General features: G+C 44.7%; 23 protein-coding genes. 13 read left to right on the top strand and 10 right to left on the bottom strand.

Translation table 11 applies throughout. The annotated features are described in order from the left end of the window. The first annotated feature begins 152 nt into the window (after window positions 1-152). Window positions 153-1,277, top strand: a complete 1,125-nt coding sequence (locus tag AS034_RS15975; protein WP_058299290.1) for an acyltransferase — start codon at window positions 153-155, stop codon at window positions 1,275-1,277. A 137-nt stretch (window positions 1,278-1,414) separates the two neighbouring features. Here the strand turns inward: AS034_RS15975 and AS034_RS15970 are convergent, their stop codons facing one another. The 3 genes from AS034_RS15970 to AS034_RS15955 all read right to left on the bottom strand — a co-directional run bounded on the left by AS034_RS15970 (window position 1,415) and on the right by AS034_RS15955 (window position 5,456). Beyond that, window positions 1,415-2,230 carry an alpha/beta fold hydrolase gene (locus AS034_RS15970; RefSeq protein ID WP_058299289.1) on the bottom strand — a complete coding sequence of 272 codons (816 nt, stop codon included), beginning with the start codon at window positions 2,228-2,230 and terminating at the stop codon, window positions 1,415-1,417. Between the two features lie 482 nt (window positions 2,231-2,712). Next, window positions 2,713-4,347, bottom strand: a complete 1,635-nt coding sequence (locus tag AS034_RS15960) for an SLC13 family permease (protein WP_058299287.1) — start codon at window positions 4,345-4,347, stop codon at window positions 2,713-2,715. A gap of 266 nt (window positions 4,348-4,613) precedes the next feature. Next, a complete protein-coding gene (locus AS034_RS15955; protein WP_141687742.1) occupies window positions 4,614-5,456 on the bottom strand; it encodes a hypothetical protein in 843 nt (280 codons plus the stop codon). 408 nt (window positions 5,457-5,864) lie between these two features. Between AS034_RS15955 and AS034_RS15950 the strand changes: the two genes are divergently transcribed. From AS034_RS15950 to AS034_RS15905, 10 genes are read left to right on the top strand one after another with little or no spacing between them, the layout of a single operon-like run. Next, complete coding sequence (locus AS034_RS15950) at window positions 5,865-6,512, top strand: sugar transferase (RefSeq protein ID WP_058299520.1); 648 nt, start codon at window positions 5,865-5,867, stop codon at window positions 6,510-6,512. An 18-nt stretch (window positions 6,513-6,530) separates the two neighbouring features. After that, a complete protein-coding gene (locus AS034_RS15945; RefSeq protein WP_058299286.1) occupies window positions 6,531-7,757 on the top strand; it encodes a glycosyltransferase family 4 protein in 1,227 nt (408 codons plus the stop codon). A 17-nt stretch (window positions 7,758-7,774) separates the two neighbouring features. After that, window positions 7,775-9,142 (top strand): sugar phosphate nucleotidyltransferase, encoded by a 1,368-nt coding sequence (locus AS034_RS15940; protein ID WP_058299285.1) that lies wholly within the window; start codon window positions 7,775-7,777, stop codon window positions 9,140-9,142. 13 nt (window positions 9,143-9,155) lie between these two features. Then, window positions 9,156-10,115 (top strand): pectate lyase family protein, encoded by a 960-nt coding sequence (locus AS034_RS15935; RefSeq protein WP_058299284.1) that lies wholly within the window; start codon window positions 9,156-9,158, stop codon window positions 10,113-10,115. A 48-nt stretch (window positions 10,116-10,163) separates the two neighbouring features. Then, window positions 10,164-11,096 carry an NAD-dependent epimerase/dehydratase family protein gene (locus AS034_RS15930; RefSeq protein ID WP_058299283.1) on the top strand — a complete coding sequence of 311 codons (933 nt, stop codon included), beginning with the start codon at window positions 10,164-10,166 and terminating at the stop codon, window positions 11,094-11,096. A gap of 4 nt (window positions 11,097-11,100) precedes the next feature. After that, window positions 11,101-11,847 (top strand): YveK family protein, encoded by a 747-nt coding sequence (locus tag AS034_RS15925; RefSeq protein ID WP_058299282.1) that lies wholly within the window; start codon window positions 11,101-11,103, stop codon window positions 11,845-11,847. Beyond that, window positions 11,831-12,436, top strand: coding sequence for a tyrosine-protein kinase family protein (locus tag AS034_RS15920; RefSeq protein ID WP_058299281.1), 606 nt, complete (start codon window positions 11,831-11,833; stop codon window positions 12,434-12,436). The genes AS034_RS15925 and AS034_RS15920 overlap by 17 nt, the downstream gene beginning before the upstream one ends. A 31-nt stretch (window positions 12,437-12,467) precedes the next feature. Beyond that, on the top strand, window positions 12,468-13,919 hold the full coding sequence (locus AS034_RS15915) for a lipopolysaccharide biosynthesis protein (RefSeq protein WP_058299280.1): 1,452 nt from the start codon (window positions 12,468-12,470) through the stop codon (window positions 13,917-13,919). Further along, complete coding sequence (locus AS034_RS15910; protein ID WP_058299279.1) at window positions 13,906-15,135, top strand: O-antigen ligase family protein; 1,230 nt, start codon at window positions 13,906-13,908, stop codon at window positions 15,133-15,135. Before AS034_RS15915 ends, AS034_RS15910 begins: the two co-directional genes overlap by 14 nt. Further along, window positions 15,132-16,184 (top strand): glycosyltransferase family 4 protein, encoded by a 1,053-nt coding sequence (locus AS034_RS15905; protein ID WP_058299278.1) that lies wholly within the window; start codon window positions 15,132-15,134, stop codon window positions 16,182-16,184. The genes AS034_RS15910 and AS034_RS15905 overlap by 4 nt, the downstream gene beginning before the upstream one ends. Before the next feature lie 80 nt (window positions 16,185-16,264). Here AS034_RS15905 and AS034_RS15900 read toward each other — a convergent pair whose 3' ends face one another. Then, window positions 16,265-17,170 carry an NAD-dependent epimerase/dehydratase family protein gene (locus AS034_RS15900; protein WP_058299277.1) on the bottom strand — a complete coding sequence of 302 codons (906 nt, stop codon included), beginning with the start codon at window positions 17,168-17,170 and terminating at the stop codon, window positions 16,265-16,267. A gap of 363 nt (window positions 17,171-17,533) precedes the next feature. Here AS034_RS15900 and AS034_RS15895 point away from each other — a divergent pair, with 363 nt between their 5' ends. Next, window positions 17,534-18,406 carry an ROK family protein gene (locus tag AS034_RS15895; protein ID WP_058299276.1) on the top strand — a complete coding sequence of 291 codons (873 nt, stop codon included), beginning with the start codon at window positions 17,534-17,536 and terminating at the stop codon, window positions 18,404-18,406. Window positions 18,407-18,499: 93 nt separating this feature from the next. Here the strand turns inward: AS034_RS15895 and AS034_RS15890 are convergent, their stop codons facing one another. From AS034_RS15890 to AS034_RS15865, 6 genes are all read right to left on the bottom strand, one after another. Then, window positions 18,500-18,838 (bottom strand): hypothetical protein, encoded by a 339-nt coding sequence (locus AS034_RS15890; RefSeq protein WP_032086824.1) that lies wholly within the window; start codon window positions 18,836-18,838, stop codon window positions 18,500-18,502. Between the two features lie 187 nt (window positions 18,839-19,025). After that, window positions 19,026-20,351, bottom strand: coding sequence for an NAD(P)H-dependent oxidoreductase (locus tag AS034_RS15885; RefSeq protein ID WP_058299275.1), 1,326 nt, complete (start codon window positions 20,349-20,351; stop codon window positions 19,026-19,028). Window positions 20,352-20,369: 18 nt separating this feature from the next. Beyond that, entirely contained in the window at window positions 20,370-20,747 is a 378-nt protein-coding gene (locus AS034_RS15880; RefSeq protein ID WP_058299274.1) for a PTS glucitol/sorbitol transporter subunit IIA, read from the bottom strand. A 20-nt stretch (window positions 20,748-20,767) separates the two neighbouring features. Continuing rightward, window positions 20,768-21,802 (bottom strand): PTS glucitol/sorbitol transporter subunit IIB, encoded by a 1,035-nt coding sequence (gene srlE / locus AS034_RS15875; protein WP_058299273.1) that lies wholly within the window; start codon window positions 21,800-21,802, stop codon window positions 20,768-20,770. A gap of 16 nt (window positions 21,803-21,818) precedes the next feature. Continuing rightward, window positions 21,819-22,370, bottom strand: coding sequence for a PTS glucitol/sorbitol transporter subunit IIC (gene srlA, locus AS034_RS15870; RefSeq protein ID WP_032086821.1), 552 nt, complete (start codon window positions 22,368-22,370; stop codon window positions 21,819-21,821). A gap of 15 nt (window positions 22,371-22,385) precedes the next feature. Continuing rightward, complete coding sequence (locus AS034_RS15865) at window positions 22,386-22,772, bottom strand: transcriptional regulator GutM (RefSeq protein ID WP_058299272.1); 387 nt, start codon at window positions 22,770-22,772, stop codon at window positions 22,386-22,388. A gap of 478 nt (window positions 22,773-23,250) precedes the next feature. Between AS034_RS15865 and AS034_RS15860 the strand changes: the two genes are divergently transcribed. Beyond that, a complete protein-coding gene (locus AS034_RS15860) occupies window positions 23,251-24,234 on the top strand; it encodes a thiamine pyrophosphate-dependent dehydrogenase E1 component subunit alpha (RefSeq protein ID WP_058299271.1) in 984 nt (327 codons plus the stop codon). The last annotated feature ends 21 nt before the right edge of the window (window positions 24,235-24,255 follow it).

Here is a 24,255-nt window from a genome sequence, read left to right as displayed (position 1 = left end):
TGAGTTGTGTGGGTAGGCGGGACAGTGTCCCTGTCCCCTTGTCCCGATTCCATCATTTACAATATTTTTTTGTGGATATTTCCTTTATATGTTAATTAAATGTGCTACAATACTATATGTTTGTTAAACGTAAAAACAAAGGAGTAATAGGGTTGAAAACATCAGAATCAAAACAGAATAGTGCTTCCAGGAAATACTTCTATGAATTGAATTTTGTACGGGCGATAGCCTGTTTATTTGTGGTAATGGTCCATGTAACTGCAAAATATTATCATCTAAATGAACAAACATTTAGTTGGGCAACATTGTTCCTAAATCAGGTCTCGCGCCTCGGAACGCCTATGTTTGCCATCATAAGCGGTTTTCTGTTATATAACCAGGCAATCAACAGAGGATTTCAAATGAATCATTTCGTTTCTTCCCGATTCACCAAGGTTGTGATTCCTTTTGTTGTTTGGAGTTTCATCTATTTGTTATTAATTTCTTATCCATTCCCATGGCAGGAGAATGGACGGGAAATGAGTTACTTCCTTACTCACTTTTTCCTGGGTGACAGTTATTTTCACCTGTATTTTATGATGGTTGTCGTACAATTTTATATCCTTTTTCCGTTTTTACAGTTTTTAAAAACGAAAAAATGGATGATTGCTTTAACGATATTGGCCTTTTTTGTTAATTATTTTCATATAAGACGCCCCTTAGAAACGGGAAATGAATTATTAACGATCTTTACGCATGACCGTTCGTCCATACTTTATTGGATTTTCTTCTTTATGCTTGGAGGACTCCTGGTTCACTATTGGGGATTCATCATAAAGAAGGTGGAAGAAAATGCGAAGTTCTGTGTGATCATTGCTTTGATGATGGTCGGGGCAGGTATCTATGAATACGAGGTGTTCGGTTTCTATTCTTCTACGAGAATAGCTAATTTGATCATAATGCCTATCTTCTTTATTTCCATAATTGGGGTCTATTTCTTGATGAGCAATTTTGGAAAGCTAAGAAAACAAATCATTGAATTAGGTAACCTATCAATGGGAATATATCTTGTTCACCCACTGGCTTTGTATTTCATTAACCAGCATGCCTCTTTCCTGTTGGAAAGAACCCGATGGATCCCGCTCGCATACATTCTTACAGTCGCAGCCTCCATCATTATTGTGAAAATCATCAACAAACTGCCTTTGGGACAATATATCGTCACCGTCGCAGGAAAGAAAAAAACCAAAAAAACAAAACAACCCGACAACACCCATCAAAAACAAATCGCTGTGTAAGTGGGACGGGGGGACAGGTACCTTGTCCCACTATTGAGTAAGGATACAGCGTTGCCTTTCTAGAGATAAAGCCACCTTGGGAATATAACCAAGGTGGCTTTTCTTTTCTACAACACAGCGAAAGGAGAGAAAAGCTGTCATCCCCGACCTTCCAAAAACGAATCAACAAGCTCATTAAACTTCTCACTATGCTCCCAAAACATAAGATGTCCCCCCAATACTTCCACCGACGCTTTCGGAGCCAGCGTACTTACAGTTGATACCGCCGCTTTGGCCCAGTGCTCGGCCACAACATACAGAGTCGGGAGGGCTTCGCTGCTCTCGGCCGCCTCGACCCGATAATCGGAGAACAGCCCGGAAGAAAACAGATTTGCGGCAATATAATATGGAGTCTTCAGCGATTGCTCAACGATCCAATTTAATTCATCATCTTTAAGCTCCCGCTGGACCATGACGCCGGTGGCGTAGGCAGAAATGAAATCCCGCTGTCCTTTTGGGTTTCGGAGGTAATTGGTGTAGGCTGCTGCCATGTCATCAAGCGGACCTTCCACCCACTCCTTATCCTGGTTCAAAGATAAGGATTTAGGCGGCATATCAATGAAAACAAGGGTTTTAATACCGTCCGCGCCGAACTGCCGGATATACTCCCACAGCGTCAGGCATCCGAATGACCAGCCAACAAGCGTGGCATTCTCAACCTTCAACTGCTTCAATACTTTCCCTAAATCAGTCCCGTGCGTGACATAGTCATTCCCATGAACCGTTATGGTGGACCGTCCGTGGCTTCTGGGATCGATCACGATCGTACGGCGGGTTTTTGAAAAATGTTCGACCTGTTCGGTAAAGACTTCCGTCGTAAAGGTGAAACCGGGAATGAATATAATAGGGTCCCCGCTGCCGGTATCCTGCACGTATAATTCAATGCCTGGTTCCACTTCGATATAAGTGTTCATGGCTGTCCCTCCTGAAATGTTGTCGTTTTTTTAGAGTATATTCTGCGTGGAGGTGTTTCATATCGGTATTTATTGAATCGACCGCAGCTGCCGGGTCTAATTTATGAAATCCCATATCCCACCGATCAACTTGCCCAGCCCCCTGAACAACCAAAATACCAGCCTGAATGGGAAAATGAGAATCTCCGGTATCCATATCAGAATCTCAAGTAAAAAATCAACCAGAGAGAAATGCTCTCCTTGGCTTCGTCTTCTGGTTCTCTTCTCCTTCATTTCCTTACGCCATTTTTTCATGATCATCCACCACTTCTTATTGATTAGTTGAATATACGGTCTATCGTCATCATTTGTTTCAAATTATTTGATTTTAAAATGGGGAGATGCAACGGCCCAATTGGTGAACCGGACTATCAACATATTCTTGAACCATGAAAAAAAGACGTTCTAAATGGCGCAAGCCCCCCTTTAGAACGTCTTGAAAATTATCCCTCCAGCCCGTCCGGAAACGTCGTCAAATCAATTCCCCAGACCGCAGGAAGTGCGTAATAAATCATCAGTGTAATAAAAACAATGCAGAATATGTTGATCCAGAACCCGGCTTTCACCATATCACCGATCTTTATCATACCGGATCCGAATACAATCGCATTCGGAGGTGTCGCCACTGGCATCATAAAGGCACATGACGCCGCAACGCCGCTTGCAATCATCAAGCTGTATGGGTGAACGTTTAGCGCGAGTGCCAGTGAAGCCATGATCGGGAACATCATCGTAGCGGTGGCTGTATTCGATGTCAGCTCCGTCAGGAAAATGACGAGCGCTGTTACCATCGCCACCACGATGATGAACTGTACGCCTTGTAAGACGGTCAGTTGCTCCCCGATCCATGTTGCCAGTCCGGTTTCTTTAAAGCCTGCCGCAATCGCAAGGCCCCCTCCGAATAATAGCAAAATGCCCCACGGAAGATTTTTTGCATCTGCCCAGGCAAGAATGCGTGTTTCACCATTGCTTTTCGCCGGCAATAAAAACAGGATGATCCCTGCGAGAATGGCAATGATCGTATCATCCAGATTCGGGATGAATTTCGTTAAGATAAACGTGCGTGTAATCCAGCAGAACGCCGTAAACACGAACACTGCAAAGATAAGACGTTCTTCAAAGCCCGGCACTCCCAATGCCTTCTTTTCCTTTTCAATGACCTGCTTGCCGCCTGGCAATTCTTTGATCTTCGTTGGAAAAGCCACTTTCACTAAGTAGATCCACGTCATTCCCAAAAGGATCACAGCGAGCGGCACCCCGAACATCATCCACTTCGCAAAGGAAATCTCAATCCCATACAATTGTTTTACAACGGAAGCGAAAATCGTATTAGGAGGTGTTCCAATCAACGTTCCGAGCCCGCCGATGGATGCTCCGTATGCAATCCCGAGCATGATTGCTTTACTGAAGTTTACGGTCTTTTCTTTGGCATCTTTCATTGAATCCTGCACTTGATAAATGACGGCCAGTGCAATCGGCATCATCATCATCGCAGTCGCTGTATTGGAGATCCACATCGATAAAAACCCTGTGGACACCATGAATCCTAAAATCAGCCGTTCGGTGCTTGTCCCCATCACAAGTATGATGTTCATCGCGATCCGCTTATGTAAGTTCCATTTCTCCATCGCCAGGGCAATCATGAAGCCGCCCATGAATAAAAAGATATTGGGATCCGCATACGCACTTGTGATGGCACCTGCAGAATCCACCGCTCCCGTCAGCGGGAACAACACAATGGGCAGTAAGGAAGCAACCGGAATCGGCACCGCTTCTGTGATCCACCAGGTCGCAATCCAAGCAGTCCCCGCCAGCACAGCGAGTGCTTCCTTTGACATCCCATCAGGACTTAAAAACAGAAGAATGAATAAAAATAAAGCCGGACCCAAGAACAACCCTGCTTTTTGCCTTTTCGTATAATTCGGCTTTTTCTCCGGATTTACATTTTTCAGCTTTCCTTTCGTTGTCCCTGTTCCTGCAGTTGGAGTTGGCGCATCACCGGTCATCATCAATGTCTTTTTTGCCTTATGATGCATTCCCCACATCTTTCCCCATAAAGACTGAATCACTTCTCCCATAGGTTTCTCCTTTCATATATATACATTTAACCGTTATAAGTATGTTATCTGAAGATTAAAAACATTGTCAAATTATACGAGGGTGGGACAGGGGGACAGGTACAGTGTCCCAATCAGCATTGAAAGGACCAAGGGGATGGAGGACTGAAAGGACAGGAACTGTGGTTTCGTCCCTTGGTTGACGGGAAGAACCGCAATTCCTGTCTCCGTGGTTTCCCCCTGAAAAGAACCGGTACCTATCCCGGTGGTACTCTCCCCGCGGCACTTTAAAGGTTTACCTTATTCCGGTACCCATTATCGATGATCCGCCCGTCAGGTACGGAGGGGATATCGAGGGTGGTATCCATACTGTAAGAGGTAAGATCAATCACAGGGTTATTGTGGGGGATGGATGAAATATCCCAAACCATTCCATCAAAATAGTTGAATTGACCACTGACCCTTAAAATTTTAGTGGTTATGGAGGTTGGCTGAATTTGGAGGTCTCTAAAACGATTCCCGCTGATTTCGTAAGGGATTGTAGAGCTGCTCGTCATGGAGATCATTTCGATACAATCATCCAGTGACAGACTGAGAAACCGGTTTGCATTGATCCACGACATCCCGGAAGAGGGACGTTTCGCAACCAGTTTCATACCTATTTTCAATCCTGCTATTTTGATGTTTTCAAATTGAACGTAAGAAATTTCGTGGCCTGCACCGCCGGAAAATAATGATAGGCCGATCCCTTTGTGACTGCTGTGCCAGTTGACAATATTAATATCCCGTATGTGTGTTCGATTCCATGTATTGTAATATTTATATTTCCCATCTAAATAAATGACTTCTGAATCAAATGCGGGGTCATTGATTGCAATATATGCCCCTTCCAATGAGGCATTCTGTTGAATTTCTACTACACGAAAATTCCCCTCGACAACAAACTTTGTTCCATAATCAAACAGTAATTTGACCCCTTGCTTAATGATGATGGGGGCTGTAATGACATAATCTCTATTACCCAATTTAACGTTCTTTCCTGCATGATTCCTGGCATAGTTAATGGCAGCCTGTATTTTAAGGGAGTCATTCCCGCCGCTGAAATTTTCTACATAGATGTCTTCATTCATCTTTTTCCCTGCTTTCCTTTATTCTCCTAACTATAACGTGGATCAAGACTATTCTAAGCTTGTACTATCTTATTCTTGAAAAATAAAAAAGGTGCTGAATATGGACGAGTGAAAAGGGGGATAGGGATCATTCGGGACTTTCAATATTCCATGTATAAATCCCGGTTTCAATACAGTTTCATAGGGTTTGATTTCACGGCGGGTATCAATCAATTACACAAGCAGAGAACAGCTCGATCCACCATTCTTGTTAAATATGGAAAAAATTTTTAAAAAACTATTTCTAATAAACTGAAAATCTGTTAAGATACTGTCAAACAATGTTCTTTATAAAGAACTAGTAAAGATCTGGTTCTATTTTAGATGCTGATAAGAGAGGTGAAGTGTTTGTCGCTTAAAGTCGATGATATAAGAGGTTTAGAGAGGGTTGCTTCGAATGAAGAGGAGTTCTTTTTAGAAAACAAATCTTTGTCATCTGCTCCATATCTTACGGTCCGAAGGGTATTTGATATTGTTCTGTCTCTTGCTGGTTTAGCAGCAGCAATGCCGCTTTTAATTATTTTTTCGATCCTGATTAAAATGGATTCGAAAGGCACGGTGTTTTATCGCCAAGAGAGGGTGGGAGTAAAAGGGAAATATTTTCAGTTGATAAAACTCCGCACGATGGAAATGGATGCCGAGAAGGATGGACCAAGATGGGCAGGCATTAATGATCCGCGAGTGACAAGAATCGGAAAGTTTCTCCGAAAGACAAGAATCGATGAGCTTCCGCAGCTTATTAATGTGGTGAAAGGAGATATGAGCATTATCGGCCCAAGGCCGGAACGACCTATGTTTACAGAGATTTTCAATCAGGAAACACCAGGGTTTATCAATCGGCTTGCAGTGAAGCCTGGACTGACAGGGTGGGCCCAAGTAAACGGAGGATATGATGTAACTCCCGAAGAAAAGCTCGCTTACGATTTGGAATACATTCGTAACAGAAGTTTTATCCTCGATTTAAAAATCCTTTTTTTGACCATAAAAGTTGTGGTGACTGGTGAAGGAGCAAGATAAATAAGAGGAGGAACTTTCATGGAAGTAATGTATATGTCCCCCAGGCCGCCGTATCCGCCAACTAAAGGGGACCAGCTGATTGCGTGGGAACAGATCAAACAACTGAAAGCGAATGGATGCCAAGTCTACTTGCTTACGTTTGTAAAATCCAGGCAAGAAGGGGAACTCATTAAGGATAAGCTTTCTCCTTACTGTAAAGAGGTCATCCTATTTAACATCCATCCAATAGAAATGCTGCTTGGATCGTTAAAAACGATCTATAACTCCAGACCCATTCAAGTGAACCTGTTTTTTTATCCGAAAGTAAAGAAACGCGTGATCGATATATATAAAAGAATTAACCCGGAAATTATACATGTGCAGACTGCCAGAGCTGCCGAGTATTTTCTGGATATCGAATGCCCGAAATGTATCGACTTGATTGATGCTTTGTCACTGAATATGGAGAGGCGAGCAAGGTCAGGGAGTAAGTGGCTGAAGCCGATATTCAAGCTTGAATCACAGCTGATGAAACGATATGAGAAAGTGATAGCAAAGAAGTTTGACCAAGTGATGCTCGTTTCTGAAAGTGATAAGAAACACCTGAATGACAGCAAGATTATCGTAAATCCAAATGGAACCTTCATAACGAAACAGCATCTATCCCACTATTCCTCCATCCCTAAGGAAAAAATCATCCTCTTTCACGGAAACATGCAATACTATCCAAATGTCGAAGCTGTTGTTGATTTTGTTAAAGAGGTTTGGCCGCATATTCATGAGGCATATCCTGAGTACCAATTTTACATCGCAGGTAAGGATCCAGTGAAGAAAGTGCAAGCCCTGCATGGCAAGGAAAATGTGGTTGTCACCGGATTCGTTGACGATCTATGCAGCGTTCTGCTGAAGGCTCAAATCGGTATATATCCAATGAAATCAGGCACGGGGATGCAGAACAAAATTGTGGAATCGATGGCTTGCGGAATCCCGACTATCGCATCCCCGATCGCATTGCAGGGGATTGCAGGAAGGCGCGGAGATGAGTTGATTTGCGCAGGGAGTAACGAGGAAATGATTTCAGCTGTCAAACGTTTAATTGATAACCCGTATTTACAAGAAAAATATGCAGTGAAGGGTCAAGCTTTTGTCCGTGAGAATTACTCCTGGGAGCAAAACTGCGCAAGATTGATCCAATGCTGGAGCGGTGCCGTCATGAATAGGACCCTTGAAGCATCGGAAGAAGTGGAGAAAGTGCTCGTTCAATAAGGAAGGAAGGTGTCTGCATGCGAATTGTGCTGTTATCAGGAGGTTCAGGGAAACGGCTTTGGCCGCTTTCCAATGATGCAAGATCCAAGCAATTTCTTAAAGTCCTGAAAAATGAACAAGGAAAGATGGAGTCAATGGTCCAGCGTGTCTGGAGGCAGCTCAGAAAAGCTGACCTTGCTGATCAGGCTATTGTGGCAACAAGCAGTTCCCAGGTGGAAATGCTCCATAACCAGCTCGGTGCCAACATCCCCGTGGTCGTCGAACCTGAGCGGAAGGATACATTTCCAGCAATCGCATTGGCAGCCGTATATCTGTATTCCGTGGAAAGATGCAGTTTAGACGAGGTCATAGGAGTGCTGCCTGTCGATCCATTTGTAGAAGACCACTTTTTTGAAACGATAAAGGAGCTGGAACGGGGTCTGGACGAAAGTGCTGCTGATATGGCTCTTCTGGGGGTGACTCCGACCTATCCATCAGAAAAGTATGGATATATTGTTCCGGGGAGTAGAATTCCGGGGGACTTTATCCATGTTAGCAAGTTCCGGGAAAAACCGGATGAGGCAACAGCCAAAAAGCTGATCCACCAGCAGGCCCTTTGGAATTGCGGCGTATTCAGTTTCCGGCTGGGATATATCATTCAGCTGCTCAAACGTAAAAACATCCCCACACAGTATGATGCTTTACTGACGTATTACGGTCAGCTCCAATCCAATAGCTTCGATTATGAAGTAGTCGAGAAGGCAAGCAACATTATTGCCATTCCCTATTCAGGTTATTGGAAAGATCTCGGAACGTGGAGCACCCTGACTGATGAAATGGACACCTCGGTAATCGGAAATGGTGTCATAAGTAAGGATGTAATCAATTCTTGTATCGTCAATGAATTGGAAATCCCCATCCTATTGAACGGAGTGGAGAATATTGTAGTAGCCGCAAGCCCGGATGGATTGCTGGTGACGGAGAAAAAGAGCAGCCACAAAATCAAGGAGTACGTTTCCCATTTTCAAGAGGGGCCGATGTATCAAGAATACTGGTGGGGGTGGAGCAGAGTCATTGAGTACAGTAAAAAGGGTGAAGGGGAAGAAACCCTTATGGAAAAAATCCACTTGACCGCCGGCAGAAATTTAAATGATCGGGGCAGGGGGAACCAGGAAGTGTGGACGGTCATCGAAGGAGAAGGGACCCTGGTCCTGAACGATGAATTTTCCATCGCCGGCACTGGAACCAGCCTTACAATTCCAGAAGGGAAGAACTTTTCCTGGGAGGCGCGGAGTGATATGAAACTGATCGTCATCCGCACAGGCACACATCTAATGGCCCATCGAAGAAAAAATGGCAGGTTGGACGGGACCATGAACAGACCGGTTTATTCGAACTATTCATAGGCAGGGAAAGGATATGAAGAGGCAAATTGTATATATTGCAGTCATCGTCTTGCTTGCGGCAGCGGCAGTGCTGTTAATCGGCTTATTGTCGAAGGAAACATTCAATGAGGATGACAGTATCAGGGCGGAGGCGTTTGGAGCGGATGGGAATGATCAACAGGATGATTCTTCAGCCATCCAGGCAGCCATCGATTATAGCTATAAACATGAAAAACTGCCTGTCAAATTACTGGGGAATTCCTACTTATTGAAACGGGGCATTCGATTGAAAGAGGGAGTCACCCTCGAAATGGGGATGGCCACGAAGCTTTTGGCTGAAGGGGATTTTAACGTTTTGGAGGCAGAGCAAAAAACGGCGATTAAGAATGGGACCATAGAAATCACGAATCCGGAATTCCGGGGTGCTGCAATTTATGTAAGCGGGAAAGAACAGATCTGGACGGCAGATCGGATTCTTATCGAAAATGTGACGTTGTATAACTCCAGCGGCAGTAATCGCGGCGAAGGAATTTTATTTAACGCAGGAAGATCTGGAGAATTTATCAGCTTTATGAATGTGTCAGGGATGAATGTTAGCGGGTTTCATACGGCAGTGCTGTTACAGGCTGCGCCTCCCGAGGGAGGGGAGGACTACAATTTCATTAATGGCAACAGGTTTATCAATATGACAGTGGATGACTGCATTGTCTGTATCCACGTAAAAAGTGATGTTACCGTTCCGAATGAAGTATCGGGGAATATGTTTGAGAACCTGCAGATCCAATTGACAGAGCAAACAGACAAAGCAGTGATTCTATCGGGTTCTAATAACATCATAGAAGGTATGGTCTGGGATGCTCATCTCTTAAAAGATAGTCAACCGTTGATAGAGTTGACCGGAAAATCGTCGGGGAATCTTTTGAAACTAAATCTATCGAAGGACAGGGTCATGGACGAGGGGCGGGATAACCACTTTTCAACCCCGATAGAGTGACCGGTCGGTATTGGATAGCTTACAAAAAATATCGGAAGGAAGATGGCCATGAAAGTGTTAGTAACAGGCGGGGCGGGCTTTATAGGGTCGCATATAGTAGAAGCACTGATAGAATCCCGGTACGATGTTGTCGTCGTGGATAATCTGGTGACAGGGCATGAGAAAAACCTTCCTCCTGCTGTGCGGTTCTATAAGCAGGATGTCCGAATGAATCTGGATGATCTTTTTGCCGCTGAAAATCCCGATTATGTCATTCATCAGGCTGCTCAAGTTTCTGTAAGTCATTCTTTCATAGACCCTTTATATGATTGTGAAGAGAATATTCTAGCGACACTCAACATCCTGCAAGCATGTGTCCGGCATAATGTTAAAAAAGTTGTATTTGCTTCCACGGCAGCGGTGTATGGAAATCCTGTCTATCTTCCTGTTGATGAAGCCCATCCCCTTCTGCCGATATCCTTTTATGGATTAACCAAAGGACATGCTGAGAAATGTATCCAAATTTATGCAGATACCCATCAGCTTGATTATTCCATTTTACGTTACGCCAACGTTTATGGTCCAAGGCAGGATGCACGTGGGGAAGCCGGGGTCATCTCCATCTTTATCGAGAAATTGATACAGGGAGAAGAACCAATTATATTTGGGGACGGAAAACAGACCCGGGATTTCATTTTTGTCAAAGATGTAGCACGGGCAAACGTTGCTGCCTTGACGAACGGAAGTAAAGAAATCCTTAATATTGGGACGGGGAAGGAAGTCTCTATTCAAGAAATCATCAATAAGCTGGCGATGATCATTGAGAAGCCGGTCCAGCCCCTTTTAAGGCCAGCCCGGGAAGGGGACATACGTTCAAGTGTATTACAGAATGAGCGTGCACAATTAATGCTGAGCTGGTCACCAGGCCATTCCCTGGAAGAGGGTCTGAGAGAAACGGTCCGCTTTTATCAGCAGGCATCCCTTGCAGGTTCGAGGGGGTGATTCGATGAGAGAACAAATGGATTTAAAAGCATTCTTCCGCATATTAAAACGGAGATTTGCCACCATTCTTATCACCGCACTTTGCATTTCATTAGTAAGTAGCGCAGCTATATTTTTCTTTTTGAAACCCACTTATGAAGCAAAAGAATATATTCTGATAGGGAATTTCAGTCATGACGGGGAGGTATACATTGATACTCAGACGATTAACAGGCTGATTGCTTCAACCGTTGATTTTATTACTAGTCCGATTGTTTTGGAATCCGTGCAGGATCAGTTCAACCTGTCACAGGAAGAACTGGAAGATAGAATCACAGTGCAAAATAAGGAAGATTCCCAGATTATTTCTATTGTCGTACGGGATACCAATAGGGAACGGTCCAAGGAGCTTGCTCATCTCCTGGCTGCCAGTTCAGTCGAAGAGATGAAGAGTTCCATGGCAATGGAAGATATAACGGTGTTGAATAAAAAAGAAGGAACAAACAAACCTGAAGTAGTGGGAAATCCAGTCGTAAATATGTTGATAGGAGCGATGGCAGGGTTATTGTTCGGGATTGGAACGGCTTTGTTAAAAGATCATTGGGATGACTCCGTACAAAGCATCGTCCGAATCGAAAAGGAATTGGGGCTGCCGGTGTTAGGTACAGTGACAGCCACTAAAGACACTCTGCCGAAAATCTATCAAAAACAGTTTAGAGAACAGAAAGGGAATGTGGGAAAAGGAGGAGAGATCCATGCTAAGTCCCATTGAGGATATCATCTGCGGTGATCAACCGAAAAAGAAGGGGATTGTCTGCTTTGATCAGATGAGGGTGATCAGCAGCAAAGTAGAGAAGCATGATCCTTCAGTGCTGATGGTTACGTCGATTCCTGCTGGAAAGTCTGTAGGGATGATCACAGCCGAAATGGCAGCCGCAATTGCGATGCAAGGAAAAAAAGTCCTACTTGTGGAAGGGGATCTGAAGAGACCGTCGCTTCATGAATGGTTCCGTATTGAGCAGCCTGACGGAATCCATCAGGAGCCTTTTAAAACTATTCTGCCGACATTTGTGCAGGGGCTGGATGTCCTTTTGCCCAATAAATCTGCAGGGAAGCCGATTGATGTCTGGCTTTCATCCACATTCACGAACCATGTTGCTTCCTGGCAGGAGTCCTATGATCGGATTATTTTTTCTGCTCCATCCTTTCATTCCGGTGTTGAAATGGAACTGCTTGCTGAAGGGTGCAGGGAAGCAGTGCTGGTGCTCCAGCAAAGAGATAAAATCGAAGATATAAGAAAGGTCCGCGCCAAACTTGAAAAGGCAGGATGTAAAGTAATCGGGGTGGTTTATCAAGAATGACTCATGTCAAAAGGCCGAAGGGGTACCCATCATGAGGGAGAATCGAAATTCAATTGTAAAGAATGTCTTTCATTTATTTTACAGTACCGCACTTGCAACCATAATGAATGCAGCCGCATTGATTGTTCTTGCCTCGTTTATCAGTACTGATGATTATGGGAAATTCAGTGTGGTACTCGCATTTGCTATGATCATGGCCTATTTGTCGGAAGCCGGCCTGAATCAGATTGTCCTTCGTGAAGGGGCGAAAAAAGAAGCCCCTGTTTCTGAAATCATGGCCTCATTCATTAAGCTGCGCATGGGGTTGACGCTTTCAGCCATGGTGATTGGATTCCTGATCATCCATTGGGTTTACCGGGGAGACACAGAATTGATCTACCTTTCTTACTCACTGATCCTTCCGCTTGTCACCGGGATATCGATGCAAAGCATCAGTACTGCTTACTTTCAGATGCTGGAAAAGATGCAATATTCCGGGTTGATACGAATGGTCTCCGCAGTCCTGCTTATCTCCGTCATTTTGATCGGTAAGTGGTTTAATATAAATCCGATGATCGTCTTTTTCTTATATGGATCTGCCTATTTTTTGGCTGGCTGCTTTGGAATATTTCTGATAGCAAGACAACTGGAATTTTCCATCAAATCTCCATTTTATAAAGGTCTTCGCAGGAATTGGATTCCCTTTATGGTGACCGGTTTATTGTTTATCCTCCTGCCGCAGATAGGTCCGATTATCCTGGAACAGACACTGAGCTGGAAAGAAGTGGGATATTTCGCGGTAGCCTACAGGATCCCGCAGGCTTTGCAACAAGTGCCATTTATCATCGCCGGCGCTTTTTACCCGGTTTTATTCCGTTTATTCGAGGCCGGGGACCATCGGGAGCATGTGAAGAAGAGCATCGCTCAAGTGAAATTGATGGGTCTTGTCGGTATGCTGGCAGCGATTCCTTTCTATCATCTTTCTGAATTTGTCATTACGCTTTTGTTTGGGGAGAGGTGGATCGAGGCAGCGCTTCTATTGAAGATATTGTCTCTGGTCATGGTCTTTCAGGGCGTCAGCATCGCTCTTGGGGATGGGTTGACGACAAAGGCCCTGCAGTCGAGAAGGATGATTATTCAGGGTATTGCCGTGGCATCTGGAGTTCTTTTTTATACCCTGTTCAGCCGGTTGTACGGGTTGACAGGGGCAGCGGCGGCCGGAGTTCTCATAGAATTGATCCTGCTGATCGGATTAGTATCCTGGCATCCGGATCGGGGGATCCTATTAAAAAAAGCAGTCCTTCCCTATCTGGCTTTCTTTTTTATCAGTCTTTTGACTGTAGGATTATTCTTGTCTTCTTACCCGTTTCTTGCTGTCAGCATCCATTTGATCCTTATTCTATCCCTTGCAGGAATGGATAGGGAATGGAGAGAGAAGAGTTTGGAGATGTACCACAAATGGAAGTCGAAATCCGGAAAGGAGGCACATGATGCTGCATCCTGATACATCCAGCGTCCCGCGCAGCAATCTGATCCTGTTTCTATTACTTTTTTCAGTCATGCTGGGCAAGTATCATATCTATGTCGGCTTCGCGTTCAAGCCTTATATGATCTATACAGTAATCATTGTCCTGCTGCTTGCGGCTTCCTTTCGGTTTCAAAAATTGCAGGTCTTTGAAGTGATGCTCCTTTTTTTCTACATGGTGTATGTATTTTCCGGCGCTTTTTCCCTGTATGCTTCTTCCAGCCTGAGAGCAATGTTTGGAATCATCCTTTATGTCGTTTTTTATATCCTCATGAAAGGGATCCTTGGTCTGTTTCAAAAGGGGGAGCTGGAAAATGGGATTGCGAATGCCGGCCTTTTATTTAACGTCGGAAGTCTCCTCCTTTACGTGTGGGGGTTGAAAAGCAATGGATTTTCCTTGTTGGGAGACGGAGTGATACGTTATGGGGCTTGGTTTGATCGTGATTATCCCAGATTAATCGGTATGCTTGAGGACCCAAACTATTTTGTGTTTTACAATACGCTTTTTTTTACTTTCTATTTGTGCAAACGAGGCTCGTGGAAAAATAATATCGGTTTCTTTTTGTGTTTAATAACGAGTGTACTCACGTTTTCCAGAGGCGGATTATTGATTTTAATGATCATCTTCATCGTTTATTTTTTCCTGAACAAACCTGCTGACCAATGGCGGTTATTCCTATCGGCTTGTTCTTTTCTGAGTATAGGATGGGTGATCAGCTATATTCTCGGTTTTCGTGTCCTGGATATCCTTCAGAACAGGTTTCAGGATTTTTCCGATGATGGGGGGAGCGGGAGGTTTGAGTTATGGGGAAGGGCGTGGGATTTCTTCATCTCCAATCCTTTGTTTGGAATTGGGGCAAGCAACTTCACCGATTACAACGCTTTTGAATACGGTGATCAACTTGTCGTCCACAATACATTCCTGGAAATCCTGACAGAATCGGGGCTTAGCGGACTGCTTATCTATGTCTTATTTGTCTTTACCGTATTTGTTCAAATTTTTAAAGCCGATTTTCATAGAAAGCACCCATTCCTCTTTTTGACTTTCCTGGGTTTCATTCTTCAGATGATGTTTTTATCCTTAATCTTCAATGACATGTTCTTATTGTTTCTCGCAATCTTGTCTACTTATTTTTCTTATGAAAGCTTGAACCAACAAAATGTACATATGGTAAAGGAGGCGGAAATGAGATGAACGTATTGATGCTGACGGATAAATTGACCATGGGTGGAGCAGAAAATTATTTCATCAAACTGGAAAATAAAATGCCTGTTAATGGTCTTCAGCTTTATACCGCTGCGGGCGGGGGAGAACTTAGCGGGCAAATCGTCAATAAGCCTAATTATATAGAATTATCCAGGAAGAACCACATTCTTAATATTTGGCGGCTTTACCGCTGTATCAATCATCAGGAAATTGACGTCATTCATGCCAACAGCCTGAGGATGGTCCTGTATGCAGTCTTGTTAAGGAAGCTTGCGAGGAAGCAAAAGATAAAAATCGTTTATACGAAGCATAATATCACGGCTCTTGAAAAATTCCCCGGATTGTTTTCATCGTTGTTGAATCATTGGGTGACCGGCATCATAACGGTAAGTGAGTATGAGAAAAGGGTGCTCCTTCAATATGGGGTCAAAGAAGAAAAGATCACCACCGTTTATAACGGGGTTGACTTAGAAAAATTCCCTTTCATGGGAAAGCCTCAGCCTGATGTATTCAATGTTGGTATCCTGGCACGGTTGTCCCCGGAAAAAAATCATGGCTTATTCTTAGAAATTGCCTCATCCTTGAAAAAGGAAAAAGATCTGCAGTTTTATATTGCCGGAGACGGGCCCGAACGGGGGTTTATCGAAGAAAACATTCAAAAGCTGGGAATCTCCGACCGGGTAACATTACTGGGTGAAGTGAAGGAACCCCAGAAATTTCTCCAATCAATGGATTTACTCCTGCTTACTTCAGAAAGGGAGGTATTCCCTATGGTCATCCTCGAAGCTATGGCGACAGGCACTCCGGTGGTAACAATTAACAGGGGAGGGATCCCAGAAGCCATCGCAGACGGGGAAACGGGAATGATGGTCGACGATCATAGCCTGGAAACCTTTTGTGAAAAAATCTTAATATTAAAATCCGACCGGGATCTAAGGAAGGCGATCATCGATGCGGCGCGTCAGAAAGTTGTAAAAGATTTCACCTCCAATCATATGGTGGAGCATACTCTTAGACAATATATGTCTGTTAACTAGCCGCCGGTCTAAAGTGGCGGCTGGTTAAAGGCAATGGCATAAAGGGGGTCACGGGGCCATGCCCCGTGGCTCCTCCTTGCTTACCTGGAAGTATAGGTTTTGGATAATCCCTCCATGATTGAGTGGGCAGGCTTCCATTTGAGGATTTTTTTTGCTTTTGTGTTGGTGAGGCAGCTGTGTTTGATGTCGCCGATCCGGTCTTCTGAGTGGTCGTATTCGATCGGTGAGGGATGGAGTTCTTTTAATAAATCAATGAGTTCAAGGATGGAGGTGGTTGCTCCTGTGCTGATATGAAAGGTATCATTTCCTTTGTGCAAACTTGCTGCGATATTTGCGTCTACGATGTCCTGTACGTAGATGAAATCCCTTGTTTGTCTGCCGTCACCATTGACTTTCAGGCGCTCATTTTTCATTAATTTTTCCAAAAAGACGGCTATGACCCCGCCTTCCCCCTTCGCTGTCTGCCTTGGTCCGTAGACATTGCCGTAGCGCAGGATGGAGTAGGGGATTGAGAAAAATTCGCTGTATAGCTTGATGTACATTTCTGCAGCGGCTTTTGAGGAGCCATAGAAGGAAATGGGCTTCACAGGAGACTGTTCGGTTAATTTTTTGGACGGATTATTTCCATATACAGCCGATGTGGAGGCGAAGACGAATTTCTTTACCGGGGATTTTCTGCATCCTTCCAACAGATTGACTGTACCGGTTAAATTCGTTTTCAAGTCTTCAGATGGAAATGCTGTGGACTGTTTCACATCTGCCTGCGCAGCTAAATGAAAGATGTAATCCGGTTTATGGTCAGCGATGAGTTCAATGATGGTGGGGTCTGTGATGTCTATTTGATGGAGGGTGGCCGAAGGGTTCAGGAAACCTTGCTCTCCGCTGCTCAGATTATCAATGACATGTACGTCTGCCCCCATCTCAATCAACGAATCTGTTAAATGGGAGCCTATGAATCCCGCGCCGCCCGTTACAAATGCTTTCACTAGTATAATCACCTTTTCTGTTTTTGATAGTTTATGCAGGATAGAGGGAAGGAGTGTGGGGCAGGCGGGCCGAGGGAAAGGTACAATGACCATGTATGAACACCGCGGAGACAGGTCCAGCGGTTTTTCCAGTCAGGTCAGATTGGGGCGGTTCCTGTTCTGATTTTTAATAGTATGTATGTACATATGAGGTAGGTATCTAGGGGAGGGCAGGTATGGAACTGTCTTTAACTGTCTTTGCTCTGTTAGGAGGGCTGGTCACGGAGTTTTTCGCATATTTTTTGCCATCAAGGTTTGTCAATCAGATGAGTTATGATTACTATAAATAGTAGAATAGACTTTTCATGACGGGAGGATACATAGATGATCATAGGTGCAATTGAAGCAGGCGGTACGAAATTTGTCTGCGGGATCGGAAATACAGACGGGGTGATTTCTGAGAGGGTTTCCATCCCGACGACAACGCCGGAGGAAACGATGGCAGAGGTCGTGGCTTTTTTTAAGGATAAGGAAATCGAGGCACTGGGGGTCGGTTCATTTGGGCCGGTTGACCTCGATCAGTCAAGTTCTACATATGGTTTTATCACGAGTACACCTAAACCCCATTGGGCGCAGTTTGACCTCGTGGGCGAATTGAAAAAGCATTTTGACGTGCCGGTCGGTTTTGATACAGACGTGAATGCGGCTGCCCTTGGTGAGAGTTTATGGGGAGCGGCTAAGGGACTCGACAGCTGTTTGTATATGACGGTTGGGACAGGTATTGGTGTCGGGGCGTTGGCTGAAGGGAAACTTGTCCACGGTCTGACTCATCCGGAAATGGGCCATATTATGGTAAGGCGTCACAAGGATGACACCTTTGCCGGACGCTGTCCATTCCATGTAGACTGCCTGGAAGGAATGGCTGCAGGTCCCGCGATTCAAGACAGATGGGGGAAGAAAGGTCATGAGTTGGAGGGCTCTCCTGAAGTTTGGGAAATGGAAGCTCACTATCTGGCCCAGGCCATAGCGAATTATGTTCTTATTTTATCCCCTAAAAAAGTAATCGTCGGCGGCGGGGTTATGAAGCAGAAGCAGCTCTATCCGCTAGTCAGGGAAAAGGTGAAGGAGATTCTTGGCGGATATGTTCAGCATGAACAGATCCTTGAGAGGATGGATGAGTATATCGTGGCTCCGGGGCTGGGGGATAATGCCGGGCTTGCTGGGGCGATTGGATTGGTTAAAACACTCCAAACATGAGTGTTGAGTGATTTTTTGAGCAGAAAGACATATTTAAATTTAATTCATTGAAAAGGCCCGTCTTGATGGACGGGCCTAAGCTTTTCTATATTATTAAGAACCGTTTTTCTTGAATCCTTTAATAACTTTCCGTGAATCATTTATATCCTTCAAAATCCGATAAGGCTTGCTCACAACGCGCACGGGCAATGAAAATAAAAAATGGCTGAGGTCTGCCTGGTATTCTTTCGTAATCCTTTCCGGCTTGGTGGCGATTCGTTTGTAGATTTCTTTGTAGAATTCCCGGTTTACATCAATGTTGATTTCCATCTTATGATGGCATTCGAGGCATTCCACACATTTGATTTTCTCGTTGACGTAAGTGATGCTGTGCTCGACCTCTTCTTTACAATGTACACAAAATAAATCTGCTTCCATGTGTTTTATTTTCATACTAACCACCTTCTCGCTTTTTGAATATAAGACAGGATAGAATTATATTCCATTAAATCAAAAAGAGGAAATTTCTGCAATACACAGTTACTCTTATTATACTTTATTTTTATTATTTGTTTCCTTCTTTTTGAAATTTTGAATCAAAAAGATGGACATGAGTTTTCACTCATATCCATCCTTGGCATTATACCTGTACTTCTTTCTTTTCTGGTGAAGATGAGGAGATCGTTTCATCCTGCATACGGCGCAGCCGCCATATCGTTGATTCCTTCATTTGAACGACATCATCATATGTGACGATTTCCCCTTTTTTGATGTTCCGCTTTACTTGTACGTTCTGATCCACCAAACCGAGTGGGAGTGCGTTTTTCTCTTTTGCATCAGAAGCGGTTAAAATATGTCCGTAGACGGTGAATCCACCGATGCTGTCAAGATAGTCTCCTGCTTCCAGGTCTTTTTTTGCGACTGTGACCGTTTCAGCCTGGAGCCCTTCCCACGGAGCGATCGTTGCTTCGTTATAGATATGAGCCCTTGCAATTGAGATGGGGGTTTCCAAGCTGGTCAGGTGATAAGGGCGGTAGAGGACGTAGTTCGGTCCTTCACCCATGCTCAGGTAATTCATTTCATGATTGACTTCTTCCTTTTCAGAAGAGATGATGGCGAATACGCCCGGTGCCACACCGTTGATGTATTCGACTATCTTTTTATTGTTCACCTGGCCTCCGTCTTCCTTCAGCTTGAATATCTCCGGAAGCTCAGCGACTGAACCAGTAAACCCGTGCATGCCGGGCTGATCCGGAAGAAATCCGGTGGCATTTGCGACTGCCGTCATCTCAACCATCGTTTTGGTACCGTCTTGGAAAGAAGCAAGCATTTTAGGGCTTGCCCCTTTTCTGGCAGCTTCTTCGGCCGCAGTCTCAGGATTAGCCGCCAAGTTAAGAGGATTGTTTTTTCCTTTTCCTAACGCAACTACTTCAAAACCGAGTGCATCCGCGAAATCGTAAAGTTCCATGATGGCACCTGGTTCGTCACCTGCAGAGCCGGTATACACGACACCGCATGAATCGGCCATTTTCTTGAGCAGCGGGCCGACGGTTACATCTGCTTCTACATTTAACATGACGATATGCTTTTTATTGAGGATTGTGTCCCAGGCGATTTTGGCTCCTATGTTTGGAACGCCTGTTGCATCTACGACCACATCTACTTCGGGAAGGGAGGTCACGAGTCCTGCATCCGTAGTGGCGACGACTTTCCCTGCCCTTACCGCAGAGGCAGCTTTACTTTCTTCACTTGTAACGATGATTTGTTTGGCATCGACGCCTGCTTTTACATAAGCATTGGTGACGTTATCGATTTGGATGTCTGCGGTGATGACGACCCTCATCCCTGCCATGCTTTCGATTTGCGAGATCATGCCTCGGCCCATCTGACCTGCCCCGACAAGACCTACTTTGATTATTTCTCCACTGCGTTCTAATTCTTCAAGCTTTCGATTGATTCCTAACATAGGATTCACCTCGCTCCTTTATTTTTTGACAATACGAATCTCTGAATCTACTGTTACGTTTGGAAGTGGCTTCTTTTCCACCGTCATGGTCCCCGGGAGATCAGCCGAGATTTCACCGTTGAACATGATGGTGCAGTGACCGAGCTCCTTCAGTGTGTCATTGACCTTGCTGCCTACAAACAGAATTTCATAGGCTTCCCCGGCTACTTCCAGAACATCACCTGCTTCAACGTCTTCAAGCAGATGTGCTTCTTTATGGATGACTCCGATCGTTCTCAGATCAGCCGGTGCGGTGTCATTGAAGATGACCATCATATTTTCTGAAAAGAAGATCTCTGCCTCTGCACCGACTTCTGTTACGGTTGATTGATATTTGTTGATCATAATTCCCTCCACGTGATGACCTCCTGTGTGTATTAGCTGTATAGTCCGAAACTGAATAGGTATGCGATGACGACTGCCAGTGGTCCAGTGATTAAGCGGGACATAAGAACCGCCGGTACCCCGACTTCAATTGTTTCCGGAGTTGCTTCTCCGAGTGTTAACCCAACCGGTACAAAATCCGCTCCAACTTGAGGGTTGATGGCGAATAATGCCGGCAGTGCCAGTTCAGGCGGGATGTTGCCTCTACCGATTTCAACCCCGATGAGGACCCCAACCACCTGCGCAATGACGGCACCCGGTCCGAGCAGCGGGGAAAGGATCGGGATCGCACATACGACTGAAATGATGAGAAGCCCAACGATATTCCCTGCGAGCGGGGATACGACGTTCGCAATCACATCACCGATCCCTGTGTAAAGGATGATCCCGATCAGGGTACTGACAAATGCCATGAACGGCAGGATGTTCTTGATGACCTGTTCGATCGTTTCACGGCCGGCCTGGTAGAAGACTCCGACCACTTTACCTGCACCGCGTCCTACTTTTTCAACGATATTGGTTTTCTTAGGCTGCTGGTAATGAGCCGCTTTCCGTTTTGCTTCTTCTTTTAACTCTTGAGGAGTTTTTTTCTGGGTGAGTGGGGTGTTCATTGGTTCGGCTGCAGCTGATGCTTCTCCTGTAGCGGCATCTTCTTGATCTGACGGAGAAATAGTTGATTCCTTTACACCCGAAACGAAATTCTCTTCATTGATGAACGCCATCAACGGACCGGATGGGGAAGTGGCGTTGACGTTAATTGTCATAACACCCATCTTTGGATAAACACCGCAGCGCGCTGTGCCGCCGCAGTCGATAATGACGCAGGCCATGGATTCTTTCTCATAGGATTTCTTAAAACCGTCCACGGCTTCGGCTCCTGTTAACTCGGCGATTTTCTCAGCGACCGGATGGATGCCTCCGCCTGTAACAGAAACGACGTACTTTTTAGTGTCAGTTGGATGGATGACCAGGGGACCGCCCCAGCCTCCCGGACCTTTTGAAATTTGAACGGATTGATATTGACTCATTTCATTTTCCCCCTCTCTATGCACTCATCGAGTTATTGTTTGTCGTGTCCATGCCTTTAGATTTCATCATCCGTACGGTCAGGAATTCAGTGACCACGCCGCGGATTAAGATGACGATGATCCCTACAATGAAGAAACGGATTGCGAGCGGTCCGAGTGACAGGCCAAGTTCTGTGATCCCTGCGGCAATCCCCATATAGACGAATAGCTCTGCCGGGTTCGCATGCGGGAATAATCCAGTAATCGGATGAACAAAGGAAACGGCTGAATCGTAGAAAGCCGGTTTTTGTTTTTCCGGCAGAAATTTACCGAAAGTATAGGCCATTGGGTTTGTTAAGAAGAATACCGCCAGAACGGGGAAGAGAGTATAGCGCAAGATGATGTTCTTGGTGGATTTTTGTGCGAGTCGGTTGATCCGTTCCTCACCAACCATTTTGATGATTGCGTTGACTGCGGTAATTAAACAAATAAGGGTCGGGATAATGCCGGTGAGAAGCCCCATAAAGGTTTCGCCGCCTTTTTGGAACATCCCGATAAAGCCTTCTGCTATCATGACCAGGAAATCCATAATAATTCCTCCTCTTTATCCTGCTTGTTTTTTCTTTCTTTGACTTTGAATCTTATCAAGTGCCATTTTAAAAGCCTGATCGATTGGTTCGTCTTTTAACTGCTGCTTCAGTTTGTTAATATGCATTCCTTCATATGCTGTAAATGGTTTGAATCTAGTGAAAACCGTGACACCTTGCATCACTTCACACTCTTCGATGGTTCCATTTTCGTTCGTGACAACAATGGCGATCACCCCGATGCCGATCTTTTGTTTTTGTATGCCGACACCAAGATAACCAGAAGGCCGCTTGCTCATTCGACGGATCGTTGCTTGATAGTTCTTCATCTGGAGCTTTGTTAGCAAGAACTGTATCAGCCACATCCCGATAAAGATGGCAATGAACCATCCCCAAGTATTCATTCCCCCAACTCCTTTACATATGTTCTATTGCGTGACCTTTGTATTTGATTATAAAAGCGCTTTCAGTATAAATCAATAGTAATTTTATAATTTTAAAAATTTTTAGGTAATTTAATGAATAAGGGAATTGGAACAGAAAAACTTAAGACAAATGCCGAAAAATCATTGGAAGGATCTATTTTAATGAGCGTTATAAAATAATTTTCCTGCTTCGAGCTGATGTTTGGAGGGGAAGAAGGACAATCCTTCTGGAAGAGTAAACAACTAGACGTTACGCAGGGAGGAGCGACCGGGGAGGCTCACAGGCTCCCCGCGGAAAGCTCGAAAGTGACCAGCTGTATTTAACACCTTATCGGAACATTTAATATAAGTGATTTATTAAAAGATTCTGTAAATAAACTTGACGAAGCGCCGGAATGATTTTATGATGTTTACAAATGTACTAAATACGAACAAATGTAAACAAGGAGGAATGGAGATGTTGAAAACGGTTGATGTTCCTAAACAGATCACAGAGGAAAAACTCGTGGGTCTCTATCAGCAAATGTGGCTGATTCGCTATTTTGAGGAAAAGGTGGATGAATTTTTTGCAAAGGGAATGATTCATGGGACTACGCATCTGGCGGTTGGCCAGGAAGCTTCGGCAGCCGGATCAATAGCGGTCCTTGAAGATAAAGATAAAATAACGAGTACTCACCGGGGACACGGACATTGCATTGCTAAGGGGGCAGAGGTCAATGGGATGATGGCCGAATTGTTTGGAAGGACGACCGGCTATTGTAAAGGAAAGGGAGGCTCCATGCATATTGCCGATCTTGATAAAGGCAACCTGGGGGCGAACGGAATCGTAGGCGGGGGATTTGCGATCGCGGCGGGTGCTGCGCTTACCTCTCATATGAAAAAGCTCGGCTATGTGGTTCTTTGTTTCTTTGGGGACGGTGCCTCGAATGAAGGAAGCTTTCATGAAGCCGTGAATCTTGCGTCAATCTGGAAGCTGCCGGTCGTCTTTATTTGTGAAAATAATCAGTACGGAATGTCCGGACCCGTGAAAGATATGGTGAATATTGAACATATAGCCGATCGTGCAAAGAGCTATGGGATTCCCGGGAAAGTAGTGGACGGAAACGATATCTTCGATGTGATGAACCACGTCAATGAAGCGGTACAGTACGCACGGAACGGTAAAGGCCCATCCATCATCGAAGCAAAAACGTACCGGTGGAAAGGCCACTCAAAGAGTGATGCAAAAAAATACCGGACCCGTGAAGAAGAGCAGGAATGGAGACAGAAAGATCCGATTGCACGTTTTCGTTCCGTGTTGATAGAAGAAGGGATTTTGACAGAAGAAAAAGCAGATCAATTGAAACAAGAGGCGAAACAGGCGATTGAAGAATCAGTGGAGTTTGCCAAAAACAGTCCGATGCCATCACTTGATACCTTATTGGAAGATATCTACGCGTAGGAAGAGGGGGAGAGACGAAGC

It is taken from the genome of [Bacillus] enclensis, assembly GCF_001456935.1.
GTDB classification, from domain to species: domain Bacteria; phylum Bacillota; class Bacilli; order Bacillales; family Bacillaceae_B; genus Rossellomorea; species Rossellomorea enclensis.
This window is presented reverse-complemented; position numbering and strand designations above follow the sequence as displayed.

Bases quoted from the DNA above. Each gene is read 5' to 3' on its own strand.
- AS034_RS15910 (WP_058299279.1), top strand. From the start codon at position 13,906: ATGCTGCATCCTGATACATCCAGCGTCCCGCGCAGCAATCTGATCCTG.
- AS034_RS15925 (WP_058299282.1), top strand. From the start codon at position 11,101: ATGAGAGAACAAATGGATTTAAAAGCATTCTTCCGCATATTAAAACGG.
- AS034_RS15935 (WP_058299284.1), top strand. From the start codon at position 9,156: ATGAAGAGGCAAATTGTATATATTGCAGTCATCGTCTTGCTTGCGGCA.
- AS034_RS15960 (WP_058299287.1), bottom strand. From the start codon at position 4,347: ATGGGAGAAGTGATTCAGTCTTTATGGGGAAAGATGTGGGGAATGCAT.
- AS034_RS15895 (WP_058299276.1), top strand. From the start codon at position 17,534: ATGATCATAGGTGCAATTGAAGCAGGCGGTACGAAATTTGTCTGCGGG.
- AS034_RS15885 (WP_058299275.1), bottom strand. From the start codon at position 20,351: ATGTTAGGAATCAATCGAAAGCTTGAAGAATTAGAACGCAGTGGAGAA.
- AS034_RS15920 (WP_058299281.1), top strand. From the start codon at position 11,831: ATGCTAAGTCCCATTGAGGATATCATCTGCGGTGATCAACCGAAAAAG.
- AS034_RS15905 (WP_058299278.1), top strand. From the start codon at position 15,132: ATGAACGTATTGATGCTGACGGATAAATTGACCATGGGTGGAGCAGAA.
- AS034_RS15945 (WP_058299286.1), top strand. From the start codon at position 6,531: ATGGAAGTAATGTATATGTCCCCCAGGCCGCCGTATCCGCCAACTAAA.
- AS034_RS15860 (WP_058299271.1), top strand. From the start codon at position 23,251: ATGTTGAAAACGGTTGATGTTCCTAAACAGATCACAGAGGAAAAACTC.
- AS034_RS15915 (WP_058299280.1), top strand. From the start codon at position 12,468: ATGAGGGAGAATCGAAATTCAATTGTAAAGAATGTCTTTCATTTATTT.
- srlA (WP_032086821.1), bottom strand. From the start codon at position 22,370: ATGGATTTCCTGGTCATGATAGCAGAAGGCTTTATCGGGATGTTCCAA.
- AS034_RS15890 (WP_032086824.1), bottom strand. From the start codon at position 18,838: ATGAAAATAAAACACATGGAAGCAGATTTATTTTGTGTACATTGTAAA.
- AS034_RS15940 (WP_058299285.1), top strand. From the start codon at position 7,775: ATGCGAATTGTGCTGTTATCAGGAGGTTCAGGGAAACGGCTTTGGCCG.
- srlE (WP_058299273.1), bottom strand. From the start codon at position 21,802: ATGAGTCAATATCAATCCGTTCAAATTTCAAAAGGTCCGGGAGGCTGG.
- AS034_RS15970 (WP_058299289.1), bottom strand. From the start codon at position 2,230: ATGAACACTTATATCGAAGTGGAACCAGGCATTGAATTATACGTGCAG.
- AS034_RS15955 (WP_141687742.1), bottom strand. From the start codon at position 5,456: ATGAATGAAGACATCTATGTAGAAAATTTCAGCGGCGGGAATGACTCC.
- AS034_RS15930 (WP_058299283.1), top strand. From the start codon at position 10,164: ATGAAAGTGTTAGTAACAGGCGGGGCGGGCTTTATAGGGTCGCATATA.
- AS034_RS15865 (WP_058299272.1), bottom strand. From the start codon at position 22,772: ATGAATACTTGGGGATGGTTCATTGCCATCTTTATCGGGATGTGGCTG.